The organism is Ramlibacter sp. JJN2-2R (genome assembly GCF_057747835.1).
This window is the reverse complement of record NZ_CM173226.1, coordinates 1267290-1288828: the sequence shown is the minus strand read 5'-3', so window position 1 is coordinate 1288828 and position 21539 is coordinate 1267290. Positions and strand designations below refer to the sequence as shown.

The 21539-nt window shown below is 72.1% G+C and carries 20 protein-coding genes and 3 tRNA genes; 6 read left to right on the top strand and 17 right to left on the bottom strand.

Annotated features, from left to right (window positions below; translation table 11 throughout):
• Positions 1-16: 16 nt before the first annotated feature.
• The 4 genes from AC3ANR_RS06340 to AC3ANR_RS06325 all read right to left on the bottom strand — a co-directional run bounded on the left by AC3ANR_RS06340 (position 17) and on the right by AC3ANR_RS06325 (position 1278).
• Positions 17-169 carry a hypothetical protein gene (locus AC3ANR_RS06340; protein ID WP_488291031.1) on the bottom strand — a complete coding sequence of 51 codons (153 nt, stop codon included), beginning with the start codon at positions 167-169 and terminating at the stop codon, positions 17-19.
• 2 nt (positions 170-171) lie between these two features.
• Positions 172-333: a hypothetical protein gene (locus tag AC3ANR_RS06335; protein ID WP_488291030.1), complete on the bottom strand. Its 162-nt coding sequence runs from the start codon at positions 331-333 to the stop codon at positions 172-174.
• Positions 334-431: 98 nt separating this feature from the next.
• Positions 432-713 (bottom strand): hypothetical protein, encoded by a 282-nt coding sequence (locus tag AC3ANR_RS06330; RefSeq protein WP_488291029.1) that lies wholly within the window; start codon positions 711-713, stop codon positions 432-434.
• Positions 714-786: 73 nt separating this feature from the next.
• On the bottom strand, positions 787-1278 hold the full coding sequence (locus AC3ANR_RS06325; RefSeq protein ID WP_488291028.1) for a septal ring lytic transglycosylase RlpA family protein: 492 nt from the start codon (positions 1276-1278) through the stop codon (positions 787-789).
• A gap of 260 nt (positions 1279-1538) precedes the next feature.
• Here AC3ANR_RS06325 and glgP point away from each other — a divergent pair, with 260 nt between their 5' ends.
• Together glgP and AC3ANR_RS06315 are read left to right on the top strand one after the other, a co-directional pair.
• Positions 1539-3215: an alpha-glucan family phosphorylase gene (glgP, locus tag AC3ANR_RS06320; protein ID WP_488291027.1), complete on the top strand. Its 1677-nt coding sequence runs from the start codon at positions 1539-1541 to the stop codon at positions 3213-3215.
• A 103-nt stretch (positions 3216-3318) separates the two neighbouring features.
• The gene (locus AC3ANR_RS06315) at positions 3319-3858 is read left to right on the top strand and encodes a response regulator (protein WP_488291026.1); all 540 of its coding nucleotides are present in this window, start codon (positions 3319-3321) and stop codon (positions 3856-3858) included.
• A 4-nt stretch (positions 3859-3862) separates the two neighbouring features.
• On the opposite strand, the gene AC3ANR_RS06310 is transcribed toward AC3ANR_RS06315, so the two are convergent.
• The 12 genes from AC3ANR_RS06310 to folC form a co-directional block, all read right to left on the bottom strand.
• Positions 3863-4255, bottom strand: coding sequence for a chaperone modulator CbpM (locus AC3ANR_RS06310; RefSeq protein WP_488291025.1), 393 nt, complete (start codon positions 4253-4255; stop codon positions 3863-3865).
• Positions 4239-5165: a DnaJ C-terminal domain-containing protein gene (locus AC3ANR_RS06305; protein ID WP_488291024.1), complete on the bottom strand. Its 927-nt coding sequence runs from the start codon at positions 5163-5165 to the stop codon at positions 4239-4241. The genes AC3ANR_RS06310 and AC3ANR_RS06305 overlap by 17 nt, the downstream gene beginning before the upstream one ends.
• 90 nt (positions 5166-5255) lie before the next feature.
• Positions 5256-7409, bottom strand: coding sequence for an ATP-binding protein (locus tag AC3ANR_RS06300; protein WP_488291023.1), 2154 nt, complete (start codon positions 7407-7409; stop codon positions 5256-5258).
• A 186-nt stretch (positions 7410-7595) separates the two neighbouring features.
• Positions 7596-7672: transfer RNA gene (locus tag AC3ANR_RS06295), tRNA-Asp, on the bottom strand.
• A gap of 83 nt (positions 7673-7755) precedes the next feature.
• A tRNA-Glu gene (locus AC3ANR_RS06290) sits at positions 7756-7831 on the bottom strand.
• A gap of 51 nt (positions 7832-7882) precedes the next feature.
• Positions 7883-7958: transfer RNA gene (locus tag AC3ANR_RS06285), tRNA-Ala, on the bottom strand.
• A 35-nt stretch (positions 7959-7993) separates the two neighbouring features.
• Positions 7994-9376 carry a glutamate--tRNA ligase gene (gene gltX, locus AC3ANR_RS06280; RefSeq protein ID WP_488291022.1) on the bottom strand — a complete coding sequence of 461 codons (1383 nt, stop codon included), beginning with the start codon at positions 9374-9376 and terminating at the stop codon, positions 7994-7996.
• 7 nt (positions 9377-9383) lie between these two features.
• Positions 9384-10595: an O-succinylhomoserine sulfhydrylase gene (locus AC3ANR_RS06275; protein WP_488291021.1), complete on the bottom strand. Its 1212-nt coding sequence runs from the start codon at positions 10593-10595 to the stop codon at positions 9384-9386.
• A 4-nt stretch (positions 10596-10599) separates the two neighbouring features.
• Positions 10600-12120 carry an amidophosphoribosyltransferase gene (gene purF / locus AC3ANR_RS06270; protein ID WP_488291020.1) on the bottom strand — a complete coding sequence of 507 codons (1521 nt, stop codon included), beginning with the start codon at positions 12118-12120 and terminating at the stop codon, positions 10600-10602.
• An 18-nt stretch (positions 12121-12138) separates the two neighbouring features.
• Positions 12139-12627 (bottom strand): CvpA family protein, encoded by a 489-nt coding sequence (locus AC3ANR_RS06265; protein WP_488291019.1) that lies wholly within the window; start codon positions 12625-12627, stop codon positions 12139-12141.
• Positions 12628-12635: 8 nt separating this feature from the next.
• Positions 12636-13448: an SPOR domain-containing protein gene (locus AC3ANR_RS06260; protein WP_488291018.1), complete on the bottom strand. Its 813-nt coding sequence runs from the start codon at positions 13446-13448 to the stop codon at positions 12636-12638.
• A gap of 21 nt (positions 13449-13469) precedes the next feature.
• Positions 13470-14759 (bottom strand): bifunctional tetrahydrofolate synthase/dihydrofolate synthase, encoded by a 1290-nt coding sequence (gene folC / locus AC3ANR_RS06255; protein WP_488291017.1) that lies wholly within the window; start codon positions 14757-14759, stop codon positions 13470-13472.
• Between the two features lie 52 nt (positions 14760-14811).
• Here folC and AC3ANR_RS06250 point away from each other — a divergent pair, with 52 nt between their 5' ends.
• The 4 genes from AC3ANR_RS06250 to argG all read left to right on the top strand — a co-directional run bounded on the left by AC3ANR_RS06250 (position 14812) and on the right by argG (position 17794).
• Positions 14812-15168 (top strand): ArsC family reductase, encoded by a 357-nt coding sequence (locus tag AC3ANR_RS06250; protein WP_488291016.1) that lies wholly within the window; start codon positions 14812-14814, stop codon positions 15166-15168.
• 101 nt (positions 15169-15269) lie between these two features.
• Entirely contained in the window at positions 15270-15962 is a 693-nt protein-coding gene (locus tag AC3ANR_RS06245) for a glycine zipper 2TM domain-containing protein (protein WP_488291015.1), read from the top strand.
• A gap of 166 nt (positions 15963-16128) precedes the next feature.
• On the top strand, positions 16129-16446 hold the full coding sequence (gene ppnP / locus AC3ANR_RS06240; protein WP_488291014.1) for a pyrimidine/purine nucleoside phosphorylase: 318 nt from the start codon (positions 16129-16131) through the stop codon (positions 16444-16446).
• A 13-nt stretch (positions 16447-16459) separates the two neighbouring features.
• Positions 16460-17794 carry an argininosuccinate synthase gene (gene argG / locus AC3ANR_RS06235; RefSeq protein WP_488291013.1) on the top strand — a complete coding sequence of 445 codons (1335 nt, stop codon included), beginning with the start codon at positions 16460-16462 and terminating at the stop codon, positions 17792-17794.
• 31 nt (positions 17795-17825) lie between these two features.
• On the opposite strand, the gene AC3ANR_RS06230 is transcribed toward argG, so the two are convergent.
• The gene (locus AC3ANR_RS06230; RefSeq protein WP_488291012.1) at positions 17826-21539 is read right to left on the bottom strand and encodes a translocation/assembly module TamB domain-containing protein; all 3714 of its coding nucleotides are present in this window, start codon (positions 21537-21539) and stop codon (positions 17826-17828) included.

The following is a 21539-nucleotide window of genomic DNA, read 5'->3' as shown; positions in this document are numbered from 1 at the left end:
TTCTCCTGGGTGCTTGTCAGATCGGGGGCCGATGCGCCGCGGGGTCCTCGGGTTCGACTTCGGGCGGCTGCGGCCCGAACTCCGGTTCCACGGGCAGCCGGCTGGGATTGGGTGCGACCTCGCCTTCCTCGCCCTCGGGCGGATCGGGCTCGACGGGGTGCGTGGCCATCGTCAGAAGTCGCTCTTGGGCGACAGCTGGGGCGGGGATGCGTCGCCGGCGGCAGGGCGTACGGCCTCCTGCGGTTCGGGCGCGGGCGGCGAGAAGCCGTCGTCCAGTTGCGGCGGGGTGGGCTGCGCGTCGTGCAGGCTCGGGTCCAGCTGGTACGGGATCATGGCGGCGTCCTCCAAGGGGACCGATGGTCCCGCGGCAGCCCAGGTGCGGCCCTCGGCGCCCACGCTGACCCCCTGTCGGCGCGCGCCGACGCAGGCGGTCAGGCGCTTTCTTCCTCGGCCTGGTCGCGCTCGGCCTGCTCGCGCAGCGTCTTGCTGGGGTCGTGGGTGAACGGCATGCGGGGCAGGCCGATCAGCGACTGCAGGACGGCGTGCGCGCGGTCCATGTCGCAGCCGATCATGGCCAGGGCGACCTCGTGGCCCGGTTCGTCGTGCGCCACCTGGAGATACGCGGCGCGCAGGCGGCGGTAGTCCTCCTCGGCACGGGCGAGTTCGTTCTGGGCCGCGAGCATCTTCGCGTAGTCGGCACGGCTGAAGCGCATGGGGCCATGCTAGGCAGCGGCAGAGTCGCCTGCTGTAGGACAAGGGTGCATGGCCGCGCAGGCCAAGGCTGGGTCAGCCCGGCCCTGCGTCGCCGACCTTGATGCTGCCGTCGGGCTGGGGCACCTCGATCGGCGTCACCTCGACCGGGGCGACGCCCTGCTCCTTGGCGAGCCCGATCTTCTGCGCCGTCGCCGGCGACAGGTCGACGATGCGGCCCGCCACGTAGGGGCCGCGGTCCTCGATCGTGACGACCGCGCTGCGGCCGGTCTCGAGGTTGGTCACGCGGGCCTTGGTGCCCAGCGGCAGCGTCTTGCTCGCCGCGTTGTCGTCGGCCGGGTCCATGGGCCGGCCGTTGGCCATCTTCTTGCCGGCGAAGCTGCGGGCATAGAAGGAAGCCTTGCCGACCTGGGGCTTGCCGGAATGGTCGAGCTGCTTCTTGCCGGCGGCCTTCTTCACGGCGGGCCGGGCGGGTTGGGCGGCAGGTTCGTCGGCGGGGGGCGCGGCCGCGGCGCCGAGGGCGACGGCCGCGAGCGCGGCACCGATGGCGGAATGGAGGGATCGCATGGGTGTTGTTCTCCTGGCATGCCCGGCAATGCGAACTGCCGGGCAGAAGCCAAGTCTGCGATGGATGACCCGCCGCGCGTGTGCGGATGGGCCGGCGCGTGGCGTAGGAGATCCCGGCTGGGCAGGACAGCCCGGCCGGCCTCACCCCGCCCGGCCGGCGTGAATGGTGCGGCGACAGCGCCGCTTGCGCTGGCGCAAGCTCGGCGGCGATCGGCCCCCGTACGATGGGACCGCACGCGCCGTCCGCGTGCACCACGGCCGTGACCGACCCCCTGCTGCTCCCGCGCGTCGCCTACTTCTCGATGGAGATCGCGCTCGACGCGTCGATCCCCACCTACAGCGGCGGGCTCGGCGTGCTCGCCGGCGACATGATGCGCAGCGCCGCCGACCTGGCCGTGCCGCTGGTGGGCGTGACGCTGGTGTCGCGCCAGGGGTACTTTCGCCAGTCGATCGCCGGCGGCCGGCAGGTCGAGCAGTCCCAGGGCTGGGATCCGGCCGCGGTCGCGCAGCGGCTGGCACCGAAGGTGCGCGTGCGCATCGGCTCGCGCGAGGTGTGGCTCGCGGCCTGGCAGGTCATGGTGGACAGCCGCTGCGTGTCGTCGCGGCCGGTGCCCGTCCTGCTGCTCGACACCGACCTGCCGGAAAACCATCCGGACGACCGCACGATCACCGGCTCGCTGTACGGCAACGGCGACGACCTGCGAATCCGCCAGGAGATGGTGCTGGGCATCGGCGGCGTGCGGATGCTGGAGGCGCTTGGTCTGGAGATCGCGAAGTACCACCTGAACGAGGGCCACGCCGCGTTCCTCGCCCTGGCGCTGCTGCGGCGCCAGGAGGGCAGCCAGGCCGAAGCGGTCGCGGCGGTGCAGCGGCAATGCGTCTTCACCACGCACACGCCCGTCGCGGCCGGGCACGACCAGTTCGACTACCCGCTCGCGCTGGAGCTGCTCGCCGGCCTGGTCGACGAAGGCTGGCTGAGGTCGATCGCGGGCGCCGATCGCCTGAACATGACGCGCCTCGCGCTCAACCTGAGCGGCTGGGTGAACGGCGTGGCGCCGCGCCATGCCGAGACTTCGCGCGCGATGTTCCCGGGGTACCTGGTGCATGCCATCACCAATGGCGTGCATCCGTGGACCTGGGCGTCGGACGCGCACCGTGCCCTGTACGACCGGAACATCCCGCACTGGTGCCACGAGCCCGAGCACCTGATGCAGGCCAGCCGGATCCCGCTGGCGCAGATCGCGGCCGCGCACGGCCAGGCCAAGGCGGTGCTGCTGGACGCGGCCAATGGCTCGTCGAGCACGGGCGCTCGGCTCGACGCGTCGCGCCTGACGATCGGCTTCGCGCGGCGCATGACCGACTACAAGCGGCCGCATCTCCTCTTCCGCGACCTGGACCGGCTGCGCGCGATCTCCGCGCGCCACCCCCTGCAGGTCGTGCTCGCTGGCAAGGCGCATCCGCGCGACGAGGGCGGCAAGCGCCACATCGAGCAGCTGCACGCGTGGGCCGCGACCCTGGGCGCCGAGGTGCCGGTCGCCTTCCTGCCCGACTACGACATGCGCCTGGCGCGCCTGCTCGTCGCGGGCACCGACGTCTGGCTGAACACGCCGCAGCGGCCGCTCGAGGCGTCCGGCACCAGCGGGATGAAAGCGGCGGTGAACGGCGTGCCCAGCCTGAGCGTGCTCGACGGCTGGTGGGTGGAGGGCTGGGCCGAGGGACTCACGGGCTGGTCGGTCGGCGAGGGCGACGGGCCGGCCGACGAAGCGGCCGACGCGGCATCGCTGTACGACAAGCTCGAACACGCGGTCGCGCCGCTGTTCCACGGCGATCCCGACGGCTGGAACGAGCTGGCCCGCAACACGATCGCCCGCAACGGCGCGCTGTTCAACAGCCACCGCATGCTCCGGCGCTACGTGCTGGAGGCCTATTCGCGGTAGCCGCGCGGCCTGGCGGCCAGTCGCTGCCGGTGCGCCCGGCAGCGCGGCCCTTCCGCCAGCGAAGCCCTCCACAATGGCTCGCCATGTCCCTACAATTTTTGCCATGACGCAAGGATCGCCACCACCCGATGCGCGCCGCGGGACGCCGCCGGACCCCGGTGCGCCGGCGGCCCCCCTGCCGGGGCACCGGTCGGGACACGGCGCGGCCAGCGTCCTGCAGCACCTCACGCAAGCGCAGGCCACGGAACCCGGCCCGCCCAGCGACCGCGGCGCGTGCACCATCCTCGTCGTCGACGACCAGCCCGCCTCGCGCTACGCCGCGCTGCGGTTCCTGCGCAATGCCGGCTTCAACGTGATCGAGGCCGCGGCCGGGCTGGAGGCAGCCGCGCTCGCGAAGTCCGCGTCGGCGGTGCTGCTGGACGTGAACCTGCCGGACGTGCACGGCGTGGAGGTCTGCCGCATGCTCAGGCAGGACCCGGCGACGGCGCACGTCCCGGTGGTGCTGACGTCTGCGGTCTACACCGACGACCTGCATCGCGACGCCGGGCTGGGCTGCGGGGCCGATGCGTACCTGGTCGGGCCGCTCGGGCCCGAGGAACTCGTGGCGACCTTCGAGCGCCTGCTCGCCCCGCGCGAGCGCTAGGGCGTTAAGGGCGCTGCACGCCGGCCCGGGGATGCTCGCCGCGCTCGTGCGGCCGCTGCCCCTCGTACGGCTCGCCCTTCAGGTGCGGCGGAATCTGGGCGCGCAGCGAGGCGACCTGGCGCTCGAGCTGCTCGATGCGGCGCAGGTAGCCCACCAGCAACCCGGTGGTGAACAGGTCGAGGTCGAAGTCCACGCGCAGCCGCGCCGCATGGCGCAGCGGCAGCACGCAGTCGGCGCTGAAGCGAAGGTCGCTCGCTCCCGCCGGGATGGCCGCCAGCGCGCCGTCGTCGGCGAGCTCGCGGATGTCCTCGACGCTCAGGCCGCACATGCGCGAGAGCTCGGCGAGCGCCACGCTCTCGCGCGCATCCAGCCACATCAGATCAGCTTGCGTTTCCATGGGTCGCCCCCTTGCCCGCGACGGTGCGCGGATTGAACGAGGAAGCCTTGGCGAGCTGCTCGAACAGCTCGCGCTCGCGCGTTGAAAGGGTGGTGGGCACGTCGACGTGCGCCACGGCGTACAGGTCGCCATGGCCGCCGCGGCCGGTGGCGAGCCCGCGGCCGCGCAGCCTCAGCTTGCGGCCCGAGCGCGTGCCGGCCGGCACGGTCAGCAGCACCGGGCCGTCGAGCGTCTGCACTTCGATGTCGGCACCGAGCGCGGCCTCCCAGGGCGCGAGCGCCAGGTCGAAGTGCAGGTCGTGGCCGTCGGGCCGGAACACCGCGTGCGGCGCGATCTGGATGTGCAGGTAGATGTCGCCGTCGGCGCCGCCGTGCAGGCCTCGGCCTCCGCGCCCGCGCAGGCGCAGCTTCTGGCCATCGGTGACGCCGGCGGGGATGGTGACCGCCAGCGTGCGCGAACCGTCCTCGTGCGCGACGTCCAGGTGCAGCGTGGCGCCCTGGTGCGCCTGCTCCAGCGTGATGCGCGCCACGGCCTCGACGTCCTGCCCATGGCGCGGGCGGGGCGCGCCGCCGGCCGCGCGGCCATGGCGGCGGCCGAGCGCCTCCAGGATGTCGGCGAGGTCCACGCCTTCGAAGACCTGGTCGTGCGCGAACTCGTGCTGCCACTGCGGCGGGGGCGAGAACTCCTGGCCCGGGGGGCGCTGGCCGAGCTGGTCGTAGGCGGCACGGCGCTCCGGGTCCCTGAGCGTCTCGTACGCTTCGGCCACCTCCTTGAAGCGCGCCTCGGCCTCGGGCTCCTTGGACACGTCCGGGTGGTACTTGCGCGCGAGCTTGCGGTACGACTTCTTGATCGTCTCCGCGTCGGCGCCGCGCGGGACTTCCAGCGTCGCGTAGTAGTCCTTGAACTTCACCGGCCCACTGTACGCCGGCATCCCGGCGGGACGCCAGTGCGGCTGCGTTTCCGTCCGCAACCGGCGCGTGCCGAAGCGTTCGCTACGCCGTCAGGCCTGCCCGGTGCCGGCGGCCACCGCGCCGGCGGCGGCCGCGGTCGAGTTCACGAGCGGCAGGTGGACCGTGAAGGTGCTGCCATGCGCCTTGCCGTCGCTGTAGACCTCCACCTGGCCGCCGTGCAGGGCGACCAGCCGCTGCACCAGGGCCAGGCCGATGCCCAGGCCGCCCTGCGAGCGGGCCGCATGGCTCTCGACCTGCTCGAACATCTGGAACACCTTGGCCTGGGCCTCCACCGGGATGCCGAGGCCGTTGTCGACGACATCGACCACCGCCTCGCGCCCCTCCGCGCGCGCCTTGAGCTGGATCCGGCCGCCGTGCGGGGTGTACTTGGCCGCATTGCTGAGCAGGTTGGCCATGACCTGCAGCAGGCGGGCCCGGTCGGCGTCGACCCACAGCGGCGCCGCGGGCAGCGACGTCTCGAGCCGGTGGCCCGGCGCCTCCATGAAGCTCTGGGCGGCCGACGCCGCCTCGGCCAGCACCTCGCGCAGGTCGAGCCGCTCGATGTCCAGGCGGACCTTGCCGCTGTTGACGCGCGAGATGTCCAGCAGGTCGTCGACCAGCGACCGCATCTGCCGGATCTGGTTCTGCACCACCCCGCGCGCCCAGCGCGCGTGCGCCGAGTCGGGCTCGGCCCGGGCCAGGATGACCATGCCGTTCTGGATCGGGCTCATGGCGTTGCGCAGCTCGTGCGACAAGGTGGCGAGGAACTGTGTCTTCTGCCGGTCGGAGTTCGTCAGCTCGCCCGCCAGCGTTCGCAGCTGTTCTTCCCGGGACTGGCGCTCCGTGATGTCCACCCCCACGGCCGCGACACCGAACACCGCCCCCTGGCCGTCCCGGATCGGCGACAGCACGAACTCCACGAGGCGATGGCCCCCGCCCCGCACCCGCCAGGCCGCTTCGCACCGGAACGTGTCGCCGCCCAGCGCCGTGGCCAGCCCCTCCTCGAGCAGCCTGCCCTGCGACGCCGCGTTCACCCACCAGTCGCCCTCCCACAGCTTGCGTCCGAGGACGTCCTCGCGCGCCAGGCCGCAGGCCTGCAGGCCGGCGCTGTTCGCCTCGAGCACCGCGCCCTCGCGGTCCAGCACGCAGGAGAAGAAGCACCCCTGCTCGAAGAAGGTGCGGAACTTGGCGTTCGCTTCGGCGAGCGCCGAGGCCTCGGCCGCCGCGGCCCGGTGGGCGTTGGCGCTTTGCCACTGCTCCTGCCGCTGGATGAAGAAGAGCACGCCGGCGGCCGTGAGCAGCCCCAGGACGAGCAGCCCCACCAGGGCGCCGGCCACGGTGCGCAACCAGGGCGCGAAGATCACGTCCTTGCGGATGCCGAAGACCACCACCAGCGGCTGGCTCTCGAAGACGCGGTAGCTCACCACGCGCGGGTAGTCGAAGGGCGGCCCGCTCGTCTCGAAGACGCCGGCGCGCGCGCGCGGGACGTGGTCCTTGAACACGGGCAGCTGGGCGTAGCTCAGGCCGATGTGGCTGTCGTCCGGCGGGTAGCGGGCGAGCAGGCGCCCGTCGGCCTGGAACAGCGAGGTCTGCTGGCCGGCGGACAGCGCCATCTTCTTGAACAGCTTCGAAGCGGCGTCGAGCTGCACCGCGGCGACGACGATGCCGCCGAATCGGCCATCGGGCAGCGTGATGCGACGGCTCGAGGCGACGAACCAGCCGGTGCCCGAGCGGCTCTGGAGCGCCTGCGACAGGTGCGCCTCCAGCTGCGGCTCGTGCAGGTAGCGCTGGAAGTAGTCGCGGTCGGCGAGGGAGACGTTCGGGGTCTTCGGGTAGTCGGTGTCGTGCTGGACGAAGCCGTCGGGACCGATCACGTACAGGGCGCGGACGGTGGGCAGGTGGCGCAGCTGCGCGATCATCAGGCGGCGGCTGGCCGCGTCGTGGCGCGGCAGCGGACGCTGCGCGAAGTGGCTGGCCAGGCCGACGAGGGCGATGTCGACGCTGTCGAAGGTGCGGGCCGTGTTCTCCTCGAGCACGGCGGCCAGGCGGGACGCATCTTCCATCGCCTGCTCGAGCGTGAGCGAGCGCTCACGCATCAGCGCCGCGGCGACCACCAGCGAGACAACCACCATCAGGGCGAACCCGGCGAGCAGCGCCGCGTGTGCGTGAGGTGGTCCGCCGCTGATCCGCTCGCCCAAGCGCATGCCGGGTTCCCGATGTGAATCGAGTTGCCATGTTAGGCATTTTTGGCGCGTTGTCGAGCCAGCGCGGCCCAGGCCGCCCGCGTAACCCGCCGTTGGCAGTGACGAGCAAGGAGGCGCACGGACGCGCGCAGGCGGCGCAAAGGAAAAAGGGGCCAGTCCTGGTGGACTGGCCCCTTTTCGATCTCTTGGCGGAGTGGACGGGACTCGAACCCGCGACCCCCGGCGTGACAGGCCGGTATTCTAACCGACTGAACTACCACTCCGCGTCGGTGCGGCGTTCCCCCGGAGCGATGTCCGGGGCAAGTGCCTGCCACTTGTTTGCCGCGATCCCGTTGCCGGGAAATCTTGGCGACCCTACGGGGATTCGAACCCCGGTACTTACCGTGAAAGGGTAATGTCCTAGGCCTCTAGACGATAGGGTCAAAACCTTGGAACGTGCGCTCGCGCGCACTACCTTCCGCGACACCTTTGCTTGGTGGAGGTAAGCGGGATCGAACCGCTGACCTCTTGCATGCCATGCAAGCGCTCTCCCAGCTGAGCTATACCCCCGCTTGGTGTCGAGCCTCGAATTCTACACTGTTTTTTCACGCCTTCGATAGTCGGGCCAACACGAATTCGCGAGGCACGAGTTCCAGCACGGCATCGAGCGACGGCGTCTGTGCCGTTCCCATCACCAGCACCCGCACCGGCATGGCCAGCTGGGGCATCTTCAGGCCGGTGGCGCGCAGCACTTCCTTCAGGCATTCGCCGATGGCGCCCTTCTCCCACGGCGCCGTCTCCAGCATCTTCGCCAGCATGCTCAGGGCCGGGCGCACGCCATCGGTGATGTGCCTGGCCAGGTCCTCCTCGCTGGCGTGCGCGTGCACGTAGAAGCGCGCTGCCCAGTCGGCCAGCACCACGATGGTGTCGCAGCGGTCCTTGACCAGGCCGCAGATGCGCGCCAGGCGCTCGTCCGGCTCGATGCCGCGGCTGCGCAGTTGCTCGGCCACCAGCGGTGCCAGCACTTCGTCGGCGGCAGCCTTCATGTGCTGGGCATTGACCCAGCGCAGCTTGGCCTCGTCGAACTGTGCCGCGCTCTTGCCCAGGTGGTCGAGGTCGAACCATTGCAGGAACTGCTCGCGGCTGAAGATCTCGTCGTCGCCATGGGACCAGCCCAGGCGCGCCAGGTAGTTCACCACCGCGTCGGCCAGGAAGCCCTCGTCGCGGAACTGCGTGACGGGCTTGGCGCCATTGCGCTTGCTCATCTTCTCGCCGCGCTCGTTCAGCACTGTGGGCAGGTGCGCGTACACCGGCGGCTCCTTGCCGAGCGCGCGGAAGATGTTGATCTGGCGCGGCGTGTTGTTCACGTGGTCGTCCCCGCGGATCACGTGCGTGATCTCCATGTCGATGTCGTCGACCACCACGCAGAAGTTGTACGTGGGCGTGCCGTCCGGGCGCGCGATCACCAGGTCGTCCAGCTCGTCGTTGCTGATCTCGATGCGGCCCTTGACCTTGTCGTCCCACGCGACCACGCCGCCCACCGGGTTCCTGAACCGCAGCACCGGCTGCACGCCCGCGGGTGGCGTGGGCAGCTGCTTGCCCGGCTCGGGCCGCCAGGTGCCGTCGTAGCGGGGCTTCTGCTTGTCGGCCATCTGCCGCTCGCGCAGCGCGTCGAGCTCGGCCACGCTCATGTAGCAGGGATACACCAGGCCCTGCTCCTGCATCTGGGCCAGCACCTGCTTGTAGCGGTCCATCCGCTGCATCTGGTAGTACGGGCCTTCGTCATGGTCCAGCCCCAGCCAGGCCATGCCTTCGAGGATGACGTCCACCGCCGCCTGCGACGAGCGCTCGAGGTCGGTGTCCTCGATGCGCAGCACGAAGATGCCGCCCTGCGAGCGCGCGAAGGCCCAGGGGTACAGGGCCGAGCGGATGTTGCCGAGATGGATGAAGCCCGTCGGCGACGGGGCAAAGCGCGTTCTGACTTTCACTGCGGATTCAAAGGAGGTCGAGGCCGCGCGAGAGGTCGGCCTTCATGTCGTCGAGATGCTCCAGGCCGACCGCCACGCGGATCAGGCCCTGGGTGATGCCGGCGGCCTGGCGCTGCGCCTCGGTCAGCCGGCCGTGGGAGGTGCTGGCGGGATGCGCCGCCAGCGTCTTGGTGTCGCCCAGGTTGGTCGACAGCGACAGCACCTGCAGGCAGTCGAGCACGCGGAACGCATGGCTGCGCGCCTCGTCGGCATCGCCCGCCTTGACGTCGAACGACAGCACGGCGCCGCCGATGCCCGACTGCTGCGCGAGCGCCAGTTCGTGCTGCGGGTGGCTCTTGAGGCCCGGGTAGTACACGCGTGACACCTTCGGGTGCGCCTGCAGCCACTCGGCCAGCGCCAGCGCGTTGGCCGACTGCGCGCGCATGCGCAGGTCCAGCGTCTCCAGGCCCTTGAGCACGACCCAGGCGTTGAACGGCGCGAGCGTCATGCCGCAGCTCTTGAGGATGGGCAGGAACTTCTCCGTGACCATCGCCTGCGGCGCGCACAGCGCGCCGGCCATCACGCGCCCCTGCCCGTCCAGGTACTTGGTGCCCGAGTGCATCACGATGTCGGCGCCCAGCGCCAGCGGGCGCTGCAGCGCCGGGGTGGCGAAGCAGTTGTCGACGCAGAACAGCGCGCCGCCTTCGTGCGCGATGTCGGCCAGCGCCCGGATGTCGCACACCTCGGTCAGCGGGTTGGTCGGCGTCTCGGCGAACAGCAGCCGGGTCTCGGGCCGCATCGCGGCCTTCCAGGCGCCCACGTCGGCCTGCGGCACGAACGTGCTCTGCACCCCGAACTTCGCCAGGTCCGATCCGATCAGCTTGATGGTCGAGCCGAACATCGACCGCGAGCACACCACGTGGTCGCCGGCCTTGAGCAGCGCCAGGCACATCATGAGGATGGCCGACATGCCCGAGGACGTGGAGATGCAGGCCTCGGCGCCCTCCAGCGCCGCCAGCCGCTTCTCGAAGCTGGCGACGGTGGGGTTGCCGTAGCGGCCGTAGGTGAAGCCCTCCTCCTCGCCCGCGAAGCGCTGGGCGGAGGCTTCGGCGCTGGGCTGCACGTAGCCGCTGGTGAGGTACAGCGCCTCGGAGTTCTCGCCGTACTGGCTGCGCTCGACCGCCGCCCGCACGGCCAGCGTCTCGGGATGCAGCGGATGATCCGGCTTGGATTCGGCCACGGGCTCAGGCCTCCTGCGCGTTCGGCAGCGCCAGCCGGGAGGAGTTCTCCTCCAGCGGGTCTTCCTGGCCGATACGAGCCTCGTTGATGCGGGCGATGTCGTCGGCATTGATGTCGCCGGTGACGTACACGCCGTCGAAGCAGGATGCGTCGAAGCCCTCGAGCTTCTGGCAGTCCGGGGAGGCGGCGGCCATCACCGCGCGCTTCATGCCCTCGACGTCCTGGTAGATCAACGCATCGCAGCCGATGATCTGGCGCACTTCATCGACCGTGCGGCCGTAGGCGACGAGCTCGCTCGCGGTGGGCATGTCGATGCCGTACACGTTCGGGAAGCGCACCGGCGGCGCGGCGCTGGCCAGGTACACCTTGCGGGCGCCGGCGTCGCGCGCCATCTGCACGATCTCGCGGCTGGTGGTGCCGCGCACGATGGAGTCGTCGACCAGCAGCACGTTGCGGCCGCGGAACTCGCTGCCGATCACGTTGAGCTTCTGGCGCACCGACTTCTTGCGCACGCCCTGCCCCGGCATGATGAAGGTGCGGCCCACGTAGCGGTTCTTCACGAAGCCCTCGCGGTACGGGATGCCCAGCAGGTGCGCGAGCTGCGTGGCGCTGGGCCGGCTCGACTCCGGGATCGGGATGATCACGTCGATCTCGTTGGGCGGCACGGTGGAGATCACGCGCTTGGCCAGCGCCTCGCCCAGGTTCAGCCGCGCCTGGTAGACCGAGATGCCGTCCAGCACCGAGTCGGGCCGCGCCAGGTAGACGTATTCGAAGATGCAGGGCGTCAGGTGCGGATCGTCCGCGCACTGGCGCGCGTGCAGCTGACCCTGCAGGTCGATGAACACGGCCTCGCCGGGCGCGACGTGGCGCTCGAACACGTGGCCCGTGCCTTCCAGCGTCACCGACTCGCTGGCCACCATCACGGTGCCGTCCTTGCCGCGACCGATCGACAGCGGCCGGATCCCGTGCGGGTCGCGGAACGCCAGCACCCCATGGCCGGCGATCAGCGCAACCACCGCGTACGACCCGCGCAGGCGCTTGTGCACGTTGCGCACGGCGGCGAACACGTCCTGCGGCTGCAGCGGCACGCCGCGGGTCGAGCGCTCGAGCTCGTGCGCCAGCACGTTCAGCAGCACTTCGGAGTCGCTGTCGGTGTTGATGTGGCGGTGGTCGGTGGAGAACAGCTCCGCCTTGAGCGCCTGCGCGTTGGTGAGGTTGCCGTTGTGCACCAGCACGATCCCGAACGGCGCGTTGACGTAGAAGGGCTGCGCCTCTTCCTCGCTGTCGGCGTTGCCGGCCGTGGGGTAGCGCACCTGGCCCAGGCCCACGTTGCCCGGCAGCGCGCGCATGTTGCGGGTGCGGAAGACGTCGCGCACCATGCCCTTGGCCTTGTGCATGAAGAACTTGCGCCCCTGCTGCGTGACGATGCCGGCCGCGTCCTGGCCGCGGTGCTGCAGCAGCAGCAGCGCGTCATAGATCAGCTGGTTGACGGGCGCGCCGCTGACGACGCCAACGATTCCACACATGGCTTCTGGCCTTCCTGCTCAACCCGGCAGGTATTGCCCGAACCGCTCGGGCACCACCGGTTTCAATCCCTTGAGGGCCGTCGTCGACACGCCGGCCCCCACCGATTCGGTCCACCACGCGTCCTGGCGCAGCGGCGTCATGTGCACCACCACGGCCAGCGCGAGCAGCAGCACGATGCCGCGCACCACGCCGAACGCCGCGCCGAGCGCGCGGTCGACCGGGCGCAGCCCCGCCGCCTCGACCAGCCGGCGCATGGCCCACGCCAGCAGCCCGCCGGCGAACACGGCCACGATGAACACCACCGCGAACCCGGCCGCGTAGCGCAGCGGTTCGCCCGCGGTGCCCATCGGCAGCCAGCCGCCGATCGCCGGCGCCAGCCACTGCGCGAGCACGAACGCCGCGATCCAGCTGGCCACCGACAGCACCTCGTACACCAGCCCACGCAGCAGGCCCAGCAGGAGCGAGACCGCCAGCACGGCGACGAACACCCAGTCCAGTGCCGCCATGCCGCTCCTCAGAGAGTGAGGATGGCCGCGGGCAAATCCAGTTCCTTGATCCGGCTGGCGGCCTTGTCGGCCTCGGCGCGGGTGCCGAACGGCCCCACCCGGATGCGGATGCGCTTGCCGTCCTTGGTGTCGGCCACCTGGGCATAGGTCTTCAGCCCGGCCTTCTCGACCTTCAGGCGCGTCTCGCGCGCCTTGGCGTTGTCGGCGAAGGCGCCCACCTGGACGACATAGCGGCCCTCGACGGCCGTGTCCTTGGCCGTGGCCTGCACCGGCTTGCCTTCGAGCAGCGCCTGCGCACGCGCGGCATCGCCGCCCTGCGCCGTCCTGGGGGCGTCCTGGGTGGGCTTGGCCGGGGTGTCGGGCTTGGCCTGCGCCAGCGCCGGCGGCTTGGCCGGCAGCTCGGCCTTGGGCGCTTCCCTGGTCGGCGCGCTGGCCGCCGCAGGCGCCGGGGCAGGCGCGGCGGCGACCGTGGCCGAAGGCGCAGGCAAAGGAGCGGGCGCGGCGGCAACGGAGGCGGAAGCGGTGCGGGCCGCCGAGGCGGGCGGCGCGGCCTCGCCGACGGTGCCCTGCGCGCGCGAGGGCGGCGGGGGCGGCAGCGGCCGGGCCTTGTTGCGGTCGGGAATCTCGATCGGGATGTCGACCGCGACCGGACGTGGCTGGGTGTCGAACAGGAGCGGGAAGCCGACGATCCCCACCAGGACCAGGACCGAGGCGCCGATCAGGCGGTGGCGCGCGCGGCGGCGCAAGGCTTCCACGCTTTCGGGCTGGGCCGTCGCGGCCGGCGAATCGTCGCCACCCTTGCGGAACTTGAAGAAGGCCATGCAGCGTGTCGCGGGTCGGGTTCAGGAGCCCAGGTGTCGGGCCTGCAGGCGGGGCAATCCGCCCTCGAGCACGCCCCCCACCGTGTAGAACGATCCGAACACGAGGATTCTATCAGTCGGGTCCGCCGCCTCGACGGCACGCCGCAGCGCCTCCTGCGGCGAGGCATGGGTGCCGGCCTGCACGTCGCGCCGCTGGGTGGCCGACTGCCACAGCGCCTGCAGCGACGCCGCCGCGGCGGCGCGCGGCGTGGGCAGGTCGGTGAAGTACCAGCGGTCCACAAGCGGGTCCATCCGGCGCAGCATGGCCGCCAGGTCCTTGTCGCCCATCGCGCCGAAGACGGCGTGGGTGGTCGGGTAGAAGCCCATCGCGTCCAGGTTGGCCGCGAGGGCCGCCACCGAATGCGGGTTGTGCGCGACGTCGAGCACCAGGGTCGGCTGGCCGGGCACGATCTGGAAGCGGCCCGGCAATTCCACCATCGACAGGCCGTTGCGTATCGCCTGGGCCGTCACCGGCACGCGGTCGCGCAGGGCGGTGAGCGCGGCCAGCACGCCCGAGGCGTTGACCAGCTGGTTGGCGCCGCGCAGGCCCGGGTAGCCCAGCCCCGCATAGCGGCGGCCCCGCCCGGCCCAGCCCCATTGCTGCTTGTCGCCGGAGAAGTTGTAGTCGCGCCCGAGCAGCCACAGGTCGGCGCCGATCGCCTCGGCGGCCTCCACGACGCTGCGCGGCGGCACGGGATCGCTCACGATCGCCGGCTTGCCGGCGCGCAGGATGCCGGCCTTCTCGCGGCCGATCGCCTCCCGGTCCGGGCCGAGGAACTCCTGGTGGTCCAGGTCGATGCTGGTGATCACGGCGCAGTCGGCGTCGATCACGTTCACCGCGTCGAGCCGCCCGCCCAGCCCCACCTCCAGCACGACCAGGTCCAGTTCGGCGGCCGCCAGGCAGCTCAGGATGGCCAGCGTGGTGAACTCGAAATAGGTCAGCTGCACGTCCTGGCGCGCCGCCTCGACGCGGGCGAAGTGCGGCACCAGCGCGTCGGCCGCGACCGGCTCGCCCAGCAGCCGGCAACGCTCCTCGAACCGCACGAGGTGGGGCGAGGTGTACACGCCCGTGCGCCAGCCGGCCTGCAGCGCGATGGCTTCGAGCATGGCGCAGGTCGAGCCCTTGCCGTTGGTGCCGGCCACCGTGACGACGGTGGCGCGAAAGGCCAGTTCCATGCGCGCGGCGACGGCGCGCACGCGGTCGAGGCCGAGCGCGATCGCCTGGGGGTGCAGTCGCTCGCAGTGCGCGAGCCAGTCTTGCAGGGTCTGCATGCGGCGATTGTCGCGGCGAATGGCCCCGACGCCGCCGCCGCACAATCGGACGATGGACATCACCCTGTACGGCATCCCCAACTGCGACACCGTGAAGAAGGCCCGGGCCTGGCTCGATGGCCGCGGCGTGGCGTACCGTTTCCATGACTTCAAGAAGGCCGGCGTGCCGGCGGACCGCCTGCCGCACTGGTGCCGGGCCGTCGGCTGGGACAAGCTGCTCAACCGGCAGGGCACGACCTGGCGCAAGCTCGACCCGGCGGTGCAGGCCGCGGTGACGGACGAGGCGAGCGCCGCCCGCCTGATGCTCGCGCAGCCCAGCGTCATCAAGCGGCCGGTGGTCGAGTGGCCGGGCCGGACCACCGTCGGATTCGACTCCGCCGGCTGGGAAACGTTGGCCGCCGGCCGCTGACGTGGGAATTTTTACCGCGGCTTTACGCCCTGTTCAGGTTGGATGCAGGCGCATTGCCTAAACTTTGCGCATCCGAGCTTGATTGCGAGCGAGGCATCGCCATGAAGAAGACCCTCACCCTCTCCCTGATCGGCCTGGCCGCGGCGGGCGCCGCGCAGGCGCAGGACGCGGTCGGCCGCGTGATCTCCAGCACGCCCGTCGTCCAGCAGGTCGCCGTGCCGCGGCAGGTCTGCAGCAACCAGCCGATGGCGATCGAGCAGCCCAAGTCGGGCGCTGGCGGCGTCATGGGCGCGATCGCCGGCGGCGCCATCGGCAACCAGATCGGCGGCGGCGCCGGCCGCGCGGCCGCCACCGTCCTCGGTGTCGTGGGCGGCGCCCTCCTGGGCGACCGCATCGAGGGCTCGAACACCCAGGTGCAGAACGTGCAGCAGTGCGCGACCCAGACGTTCTACGAGAACCGCACCACCAACTGGAACGTCGTCTACGAGTACGCCGGCCGCCAGTACACGGTGCAGATGCCGTACGACCCGGGTCCCACCATCCGCCTGCAGGTCACCCCGGTCGGCGCCATGGAGCAGCAGCCCGCCGCCACCATGCCCGCCCCGGCCGTCACCGGTCCGGTGACCTACGCGGCGCCCGCGCCCGCGCCCGTGGTCACCACCTACGTCGCGCCGCCGGCCTATGCCTACTACCCGTACGGGCCGGCCTACTACCGCCCGTACTACCCGCCGGTGTCCCTGAGCTTCGGCTACGTGTACCACGGCGGCGGCGGCCACCACGGCCACTGGCGCTGAGCGCGGCGCGATCGCACCAAGGGCGGGTTCTTCCCGCCCTTTTCCTTTTCCAGCCTTTGGCTGACGGCCAGCGTGGGAACCTCTCGCCCGGCCGCTCCTGCACCGCACACGGCTCGGGCGAAGGCCGGTCGCCTAAAATCACGGGTTTTCCCCGAGCCTGCATTCCATGACCACCGAGACCCTCGCCGGCGTCAGCGTGACCACGCGCGCCAACGTCTATTTCGACGGCAAGTGCGTGAGCCACAGCATCACGCTGGCGGACGGCACCCGCAAGTCGGTGGGCGTGATCCTGCCCGCGACGCTGACGTTCAACACCGGCGCCGCCGAGATCATGGAATGCGTGGCCGGCTCGTGCGAGTACCGCCTCGCGGGCACCGCGCAGTGGGTGCCGTCCACGGCGGGCCAGCGCTTCTCGGTGCCGGCGAACTCCAGTTTCGACATCCGGGTCACCGAGCCCTACCACTACATCTGCCACTTCGGCTGACCGGGCCACCGCCATGAGCACCATCCTCGAACACCTGCCCGCCGGCCAGAAGGTCGGCATCGCGTTTTCCGGCGGCCTGGACACCAGCGCCGCGCTGCACTGGATGCGCCAGAAGGGCGCGATTCCGTACGCCTACACGGCCAACCTGGGCCAGCCCGACGAGCCGGACTACGACGAGATCCCGCGCAAGGCGATGCTGTACGGCGCCGAGCAGGCGCGCCTGATCGACTGCCGCCAGCAGCTGGCGCACGAGGGCATCGCCGCCCTGCAGGCCGGCGCGTTCCACATCTCCACCGCGGGCCTGACCTACTTCAACACCACGCCGCTCGGGCGCGCCGTCACCGGCACCATGCTGGTGGCCGCGATGAAGGAGGACGACGTCCACATCTGGGGCGACGGCAGCACCTTCAAGGGCAACGACATCGAGCGCTTCTACCGCTACGGCCTGCTCACCAACCCGTCGCTGAAGGTCTACAAGCCCTGGCTGGACCAGGCGTTCATCGACGAACTGGGCGGCCGCGCCGAGATGTCGGCGTTCATGCAGAAGGCCGGCTTCGCCTACAAGATGTCGGCCGAGAAGGCGTACTCCACCGACAGCAACATGCTGGGCGCGACGCACGAGGCCAAGGACCTGGAGCACCTGAACTCGGGCATCAAGATCGTCAACCCGATCATGGGCGTGGCGTTCTGGCGCGAGGACGTGCAGGTCAAGCCCGAGGAAGTGCGCGTGCGCTTCGAGGAAGGCCAGCCGGTCGCCCTGAACGGCAAGACCTTCGACGACCCGGTCGAACTGATCCTGGAGGCCAACCGCATCGGCGGCCGCCACGGCCTGGGCATGAGCGACCAGATCGAGAACCGCATCATCGAGGCCAAGAGCCGCGGCATCTACGAGGCCCCGGGCCTGGCGCTGCTGTTCATCGCCTACGAGCGCCTGGTCACCGGCATCCACAACGAGGACACGATCGAGCAGTACCGCGACAACGGCCGGCGCCTCGGGCGCCTGCTGTACCAGGGCCGCTGGTTCGACCCGCAGGCCATCATGCTGCGCGAGACGGCGCAGCGCTGGGTGGCGCGCGCGATCACGGGCGAAGTGACGCTCGAACTGCGCCGCGGCAACGACTACTCGCTGCTGAACACCGAATCGGCCAACCTCACCTACCAGCCCGAGCGGCTGACGATGGAAAAGGGCGAGTCGATGTTCTCGCCGCGCGACCGCATCGGCCAGCTGACCATGCGCAACCTGGACATCGTCGACACGCGCGACAAGCTGGGCGTGTACAGCAAGGCCGGGCTGCTGTCGCTGGGCGGCGGCGCGCCGCTGCCGCAACTGACCGACGAGAAGAAGTAAGCGGCGGGGCGGCGAGCCCCCGGCTCGCCCGTCAGTCGTACGCGAAGGTGAAGATCAGGTCGACCGCGGACCGCTCGCCGGTCTGCGCGCGCACCGTGACGCGCCGCGACAGGTCGTAGAACACGTACAGCGTGCCGACCGCGCCCGACAGGCTGCGCTCGTAGGCGGCGTACAGGTTGCGGCCCAGCCGCTTGCCCAGCGTCACGGCCGGGCCCTCGGCGCCCTGCCGGCTGAAGGACAGCTCGTCCAGCCCCACCAGGCCCGCCGCCCCCTTGCCGTCGCCGCGCCGGCCGGTGCGGCTGGCCAGCAGCGCCACCGCCGCCTGCTGCAGCAACGCCGACTCCGCGCCGCCCGCCGCGGCCGCGCGCCCCAGCACCAGCCAGGACAGCTTCTCCGCCTCGGGCAGGTCGGGCTCGGCGTACAGGCGCACGAACGGCGCCTGCGCCGAACCGGTGATCTGCACCCCGACGCGCTGCGCGAGGCGCGGGCGGATCGCCAGGATGTCCAGCGCCGGGTTGTCGACCGCGCCGGTGAAACGCAGCACGCCGCGCTCGATCTGCAGCTGCTGGCCATAGGCCTGGTACTCGCCGCCGATGGTGCGGATCAGGCCCACCAGGCGCGGCGCCGCCAGCGACTCGCCCGAGATCACCAGCGTGCCGGCCAGGCGCGTGTCGATGCCGTGCCCGCGCACGCGGAAGTCGTTGCCCAGGTCCAGGTTCACCGCCAGGATGACGGGCCGGCCGCGCGCGGCGCCGGGCTCCGGCGGCGCCTTGTCCCGGCCCCGCAGGCCGGTGCCCGGCGGCAGGTTGCGCACCACCACGTCGTCGCCCAGCTTCGGCGCGGTCTCGTCCGGCAGCACGATGCGCGCCCGGTCCACGTGCAGCGCGCCACGCACCTGCGCGCCGCTGCCGTCCATGGCCGCGGTGAGCTGGCCGGAGACGGTCAGCTCGCGATCGGAGCGCGTGCTGGCGCGCAACTGCTCGAGCGTGGCATTCACGCGCACCTGCACGCCCTCGCGCGTCCAGCCGCCCTCGCCCGTGCCCGTGACGCTGCCGCCCGAAGGCCCTGCGCCGCGCAGCTGCAACTGCTCCACGAGCAGCCGGCGCCCTTCGAGGCGGGCGAGCAGGCGGCCGTCCTGCAGCGCGACGCCGTCGACGACCGAACGCAGCGCGAGGTCGTCCGCGCGCACCGTGCCTGCGAGTTGCGGATCGCCGCGCGTGCCGGCCACCGCCACGTCCGCCGCGACCGAGCCGCGCAGGCGCCAGCCGGGCGGCGCGAGCAGCGACCACACGCCCAGGCGCGGCAGCTGCGCCTTCACGTTGCCGGTCAGCGGCGCGGTCTCCGGCCACGACCAGCCCTGCTCGTCATGGGACAGCCGTGTCACCAGGCGCGCGTCGGCCGTGCCCGCCCGCTCGGAATCCCAGCGCAGCGCGAGCGTGACGGCGTCGCCCTGGCTGTCGAGCGTCAACCGGGCCTCGCGCACGCCCGCCTGCACGCGCGCCGGCGTGCCGTCGACGGTTTCCGCCTGCACCGACACGTCGCCCATGGTGCGGGCCATTTGCGCGCGCAGCCGCAGCGTGTCGCCCAGCTGCGCGTCCCAGTTCGCGTCGAACACCAGGTCGCCCGCCAGCGCCGAGCCCGCCAGCTGCGGACCGCCGAGCAATTCCGCCCACGCCAGCGGCAGGCCGGTGATGCGGCCGGCGCTGCGCAGCTGGCCCGGTCGCCAGCGCACCGGTTCCCAGGCGACGATCGCCTGCGACGCCTGCGGCGTAGGCGCGGCCAGCGCCGCCTCGCCGGCCCCGGTGTCGAGCTGGCCGCCCGACCAGCGCCAGTCCACCGCCTTGCGCAGCGTGAGGCGCCACGGCCCGGGGGTCAGCGCGGGATCGCGCACCGCGGCGTTGAGCGAGGTGACCTCGCCCTGCCAGGCGGTCGCCGAGCGGCGGCCGCCGCGCCCCACCAGGTCCAGGCTGGCCTCGCGCGCGCCCACCACCGCCTTGGCGCGCAGGTCGAGCCGCGCGTCCGCGAGCCGGCCATCGACCTTCGCCGTCGCGTCCTTCACGATCCAGGGCGACTGCGGCGTGCCGCCGGCCCGCAGCAGGGGCAAGGCCGCGGTGGCCTGCACGGTGGGGTCGTCCCAGCCGCCCTGCCATGCGAGCTGCAGGTCGCCGTTGCCTTCCAGCGCCGTCGCGCCCACGGCAGCCGGCACGCCGGGCAGCTTGCCGAGCCACTGCTGCGCCTGCGCGACGTTGGACACGGTGACGCGCACGTTGCCGCCGCCGGTGGTGCGCGCGACCGAGCCGACGCCGCGGGCGCGCAGGCCCGGCGCCTCCAGGTCGGCGCGGCCGCGGCCGGTGCGGGCGCCCGGATGGATCTCCAGCGCGGCATCGAGCCTGGCGTCGGCGGTGCGCACCACCAGCAGCGGCAGCGACAGCTCCTGCCCGGCCCAGCGGCCGCGCGCGCTGAGCGAGCGCAGCTCCAGCGCCCCGACGGCGGCGGCAAGCTCCGACGTCGGCCCGCCGGTGCGCGCCGCGCCGGCGGCCTGCAGCTCGGTGTCGAACGCGATCGCCGTCCCCTGCGCGCGCACCGTGGCCCGTCCGCTCAGCGGCACGGCGGCCATCGCGCTGTGCACGGCGGCCGGATTGATGTCCGACAGCGTGCCGTCCACCTTCCACGCCTCCTCGCCCTCCCAGGCACCCTGGGCGACCACGCGCCCGCCGCCCACCTGCGCCTCGAGCTCGCGCACGAGCACCGCCCGCGGCAGGCGCCAGTCGCCGTCCAGGCGCACGCGCGTGGCGGGCACGCGCTGGTGGTCCCACGGGCCCGCCAGGGCATTGCGCAGGTCGGCGCGCACCGCCCAGGCGCGCGGGCCGCGCGGCTGCACCGAGACCTGGCCCGACAGCAGCGTGTGGGGCGCGCGCGGCCACAGCGCGCCGGCATCGAAGCCGTCGAAGTCGGCGCGGGCGGAGGCGACCGGCACCTCGGTCCACGGCGTCACGCGCGCCACGACGTTGGCGCGGGTCGAGCCCGCCGCGGGGCTGCCCGGCTCGCCTTCCACGCGCAGCTGCAGGTCGAAGGCGGCCAGCGGTCCCGCGGCCTTGGCGTTGAAGACCAGCGGCACCGGGGCGAGCGCGCCGGGCACGGGCGGGGTGATGCGTCCCTGCACGCCGGCCGACAGCGGGAAGCCTTCCCTCGCGCCGAGTCGGATGTCGCCGCGGTAGTGCCCGTCCCACGCCCGCAGGTTGCGCACCCCGAGCTGGTGCTCGGCGCCGTCGTAGCGGTAGGCCGCGGACAGGTCCAGCAATTGCACCGGCACCGGGCCGACCCAGTCGAAGCGGTCCACCACGAGCTGGTCCACGGCGACCAGCAGCGGCAACGCCAGCGACTCGGGCGGCCGGGGCCGCTCGTCCGTCTTCGGCCGCCGGTCCTCGACGCGCACCGAGGCGGCGCGCAGCTGGTCGATCTTCAGTTCCCGGTGCAGCAGCAGCAGCGGCTTCCAGTCCAGCCGGACATCCCGCGCCTCCGCGGACAGCCCGTCCTGCGACCAGGCCAGCCGGTCGGCCTGCAGCCCCCGGCGCAGCGAGCCGCGCACGCCCTCAGCCACCAGCGGCTGGCGCCTGGCCACCTGCTCCAGCGTCCAGCGCGCCGAGCCTTCGGTGCCCGACCACACCCAGGCGGCGGCGATGGCGACCAGCAACAGCCCCACCAGCACCGCCAACCCACCGAGCAGCCAACGCAGGATCCGCAC

What these genes read in the sequence shown, in the direction of transcription:
- AC3ANR_RS06340 (WP_488291031.1), bottom strand. Translation starts at nt 169, where the DNA reads ATGGCCACGCACCCCGTCGAGCCCGATCCGCCCGAGGGCGAGGAAGGC.
- AC3ANR_RS06335 (WP_488291030.1), bottom strand. Translation starts at nt 333, where the DNA reads ATGATCCCGTACCAGCTGGACCCGAGCCTGCACGACGCGCAGCCCACC.
- AC3ANR_RS06330 (WP_488291029.1), bottom strand. Translation starts at nt 713, where the DNA reads ATGCGCTTCAGCCGTGCCGACTACGCGAAGATGCTCGCGGCCCAGAAC.
- AC3ANR_RS06325 (WP_488291028.1), bottom strand. Translation starts at nt 1,278, where the DNA reads ATGCGATCCCTCCATTCCGCCATCGGTGCCGCGCTCGCGGCCGTCGCC.
- AC3ANR_RS06315 (WP_488291026.1), top strand. Translation starts at nt 3,319, where the DNA reads ATGACGCAAGGATCGCCACCACCCGATGCGCGCCGCGGGACGCCGCCG.
- AC3ANR_RS06310 (WP_488291025.1), bottom strand. Translation starts at nt 4,255, where the DNA reads ATGGAAACGCAAGCTGATCTGATGTGGCTGGATGCGCGCGAGAGCGTG.
- AC3ANR_RS06300 (WP_488291023.1), bottom strand. Translation starts at nt 7,409, where the DNA reads ATGCGCTTGGGCGAGCGGATCAGCGGCGGACCACCTCACGCACACGCG.
- purF (WP_488291020.1), bottom strand. Translation starts at nt 12,120, where the DNA reads ATGTGTGGAATCGTTGGCGTCGTCAGCGGCGCGCCCGTCAACCAGCTG.
- AC3ANR_RS06265 (WP_488291019.1), bottom strand. Translation starts at nt 12,627, where the DNA reads ATGGCGGCACTGGACTGGGTGTTCGTCGCCGTGCTGGCGGTCTCGCTC.
- AC3ANR_RS06260 (WP_488291018.1), bottom strand. Translation starts at nt 13,448, where the DNA reads ATGGCCTTCTTCAAGTTCCGCAAGGGTGGCGACGATTCGCCGGCCGCG.
- folC (WP_488291017.1), bottom strand. Translation starts at nt 14,759, where the DNA reads ATGCAGACCCTGCAAGACTGGCTCGCGCACTGCGAGCGACTGCACCCC.
- AC3ANR_RS06250 (WP_488291016.1), top strand. Translation starts at nt 14,812, where the DNA reads ATGGACATCACCCTGTACGGCATCCCCAACTGCGACACCGTGAAGAAG.
- AC3ANR_RS06245 (WP_488291015.1), top strand. Translation starts at nt 15,270, where the DNA reads ATGAAGAAGACCCTCACCCTCTCCCTGATCGGCCTGGCCGCGGCGGGC.
- ppnP (WP_488291014.1), top strand. Translation starts at nt 16,129, where the DNA reads ATGACCACCGAGACCCTCGCCGGCGTCAGCGTGACCACGCGCGCCAAC.
- argG (WP_488291013.1), top strand. Translation starts at nt 16,460, where the DNA reads ATGAGCACCATCCTCGAACACCTGCCCGCCGGCCAGAAGGTCGGCATC.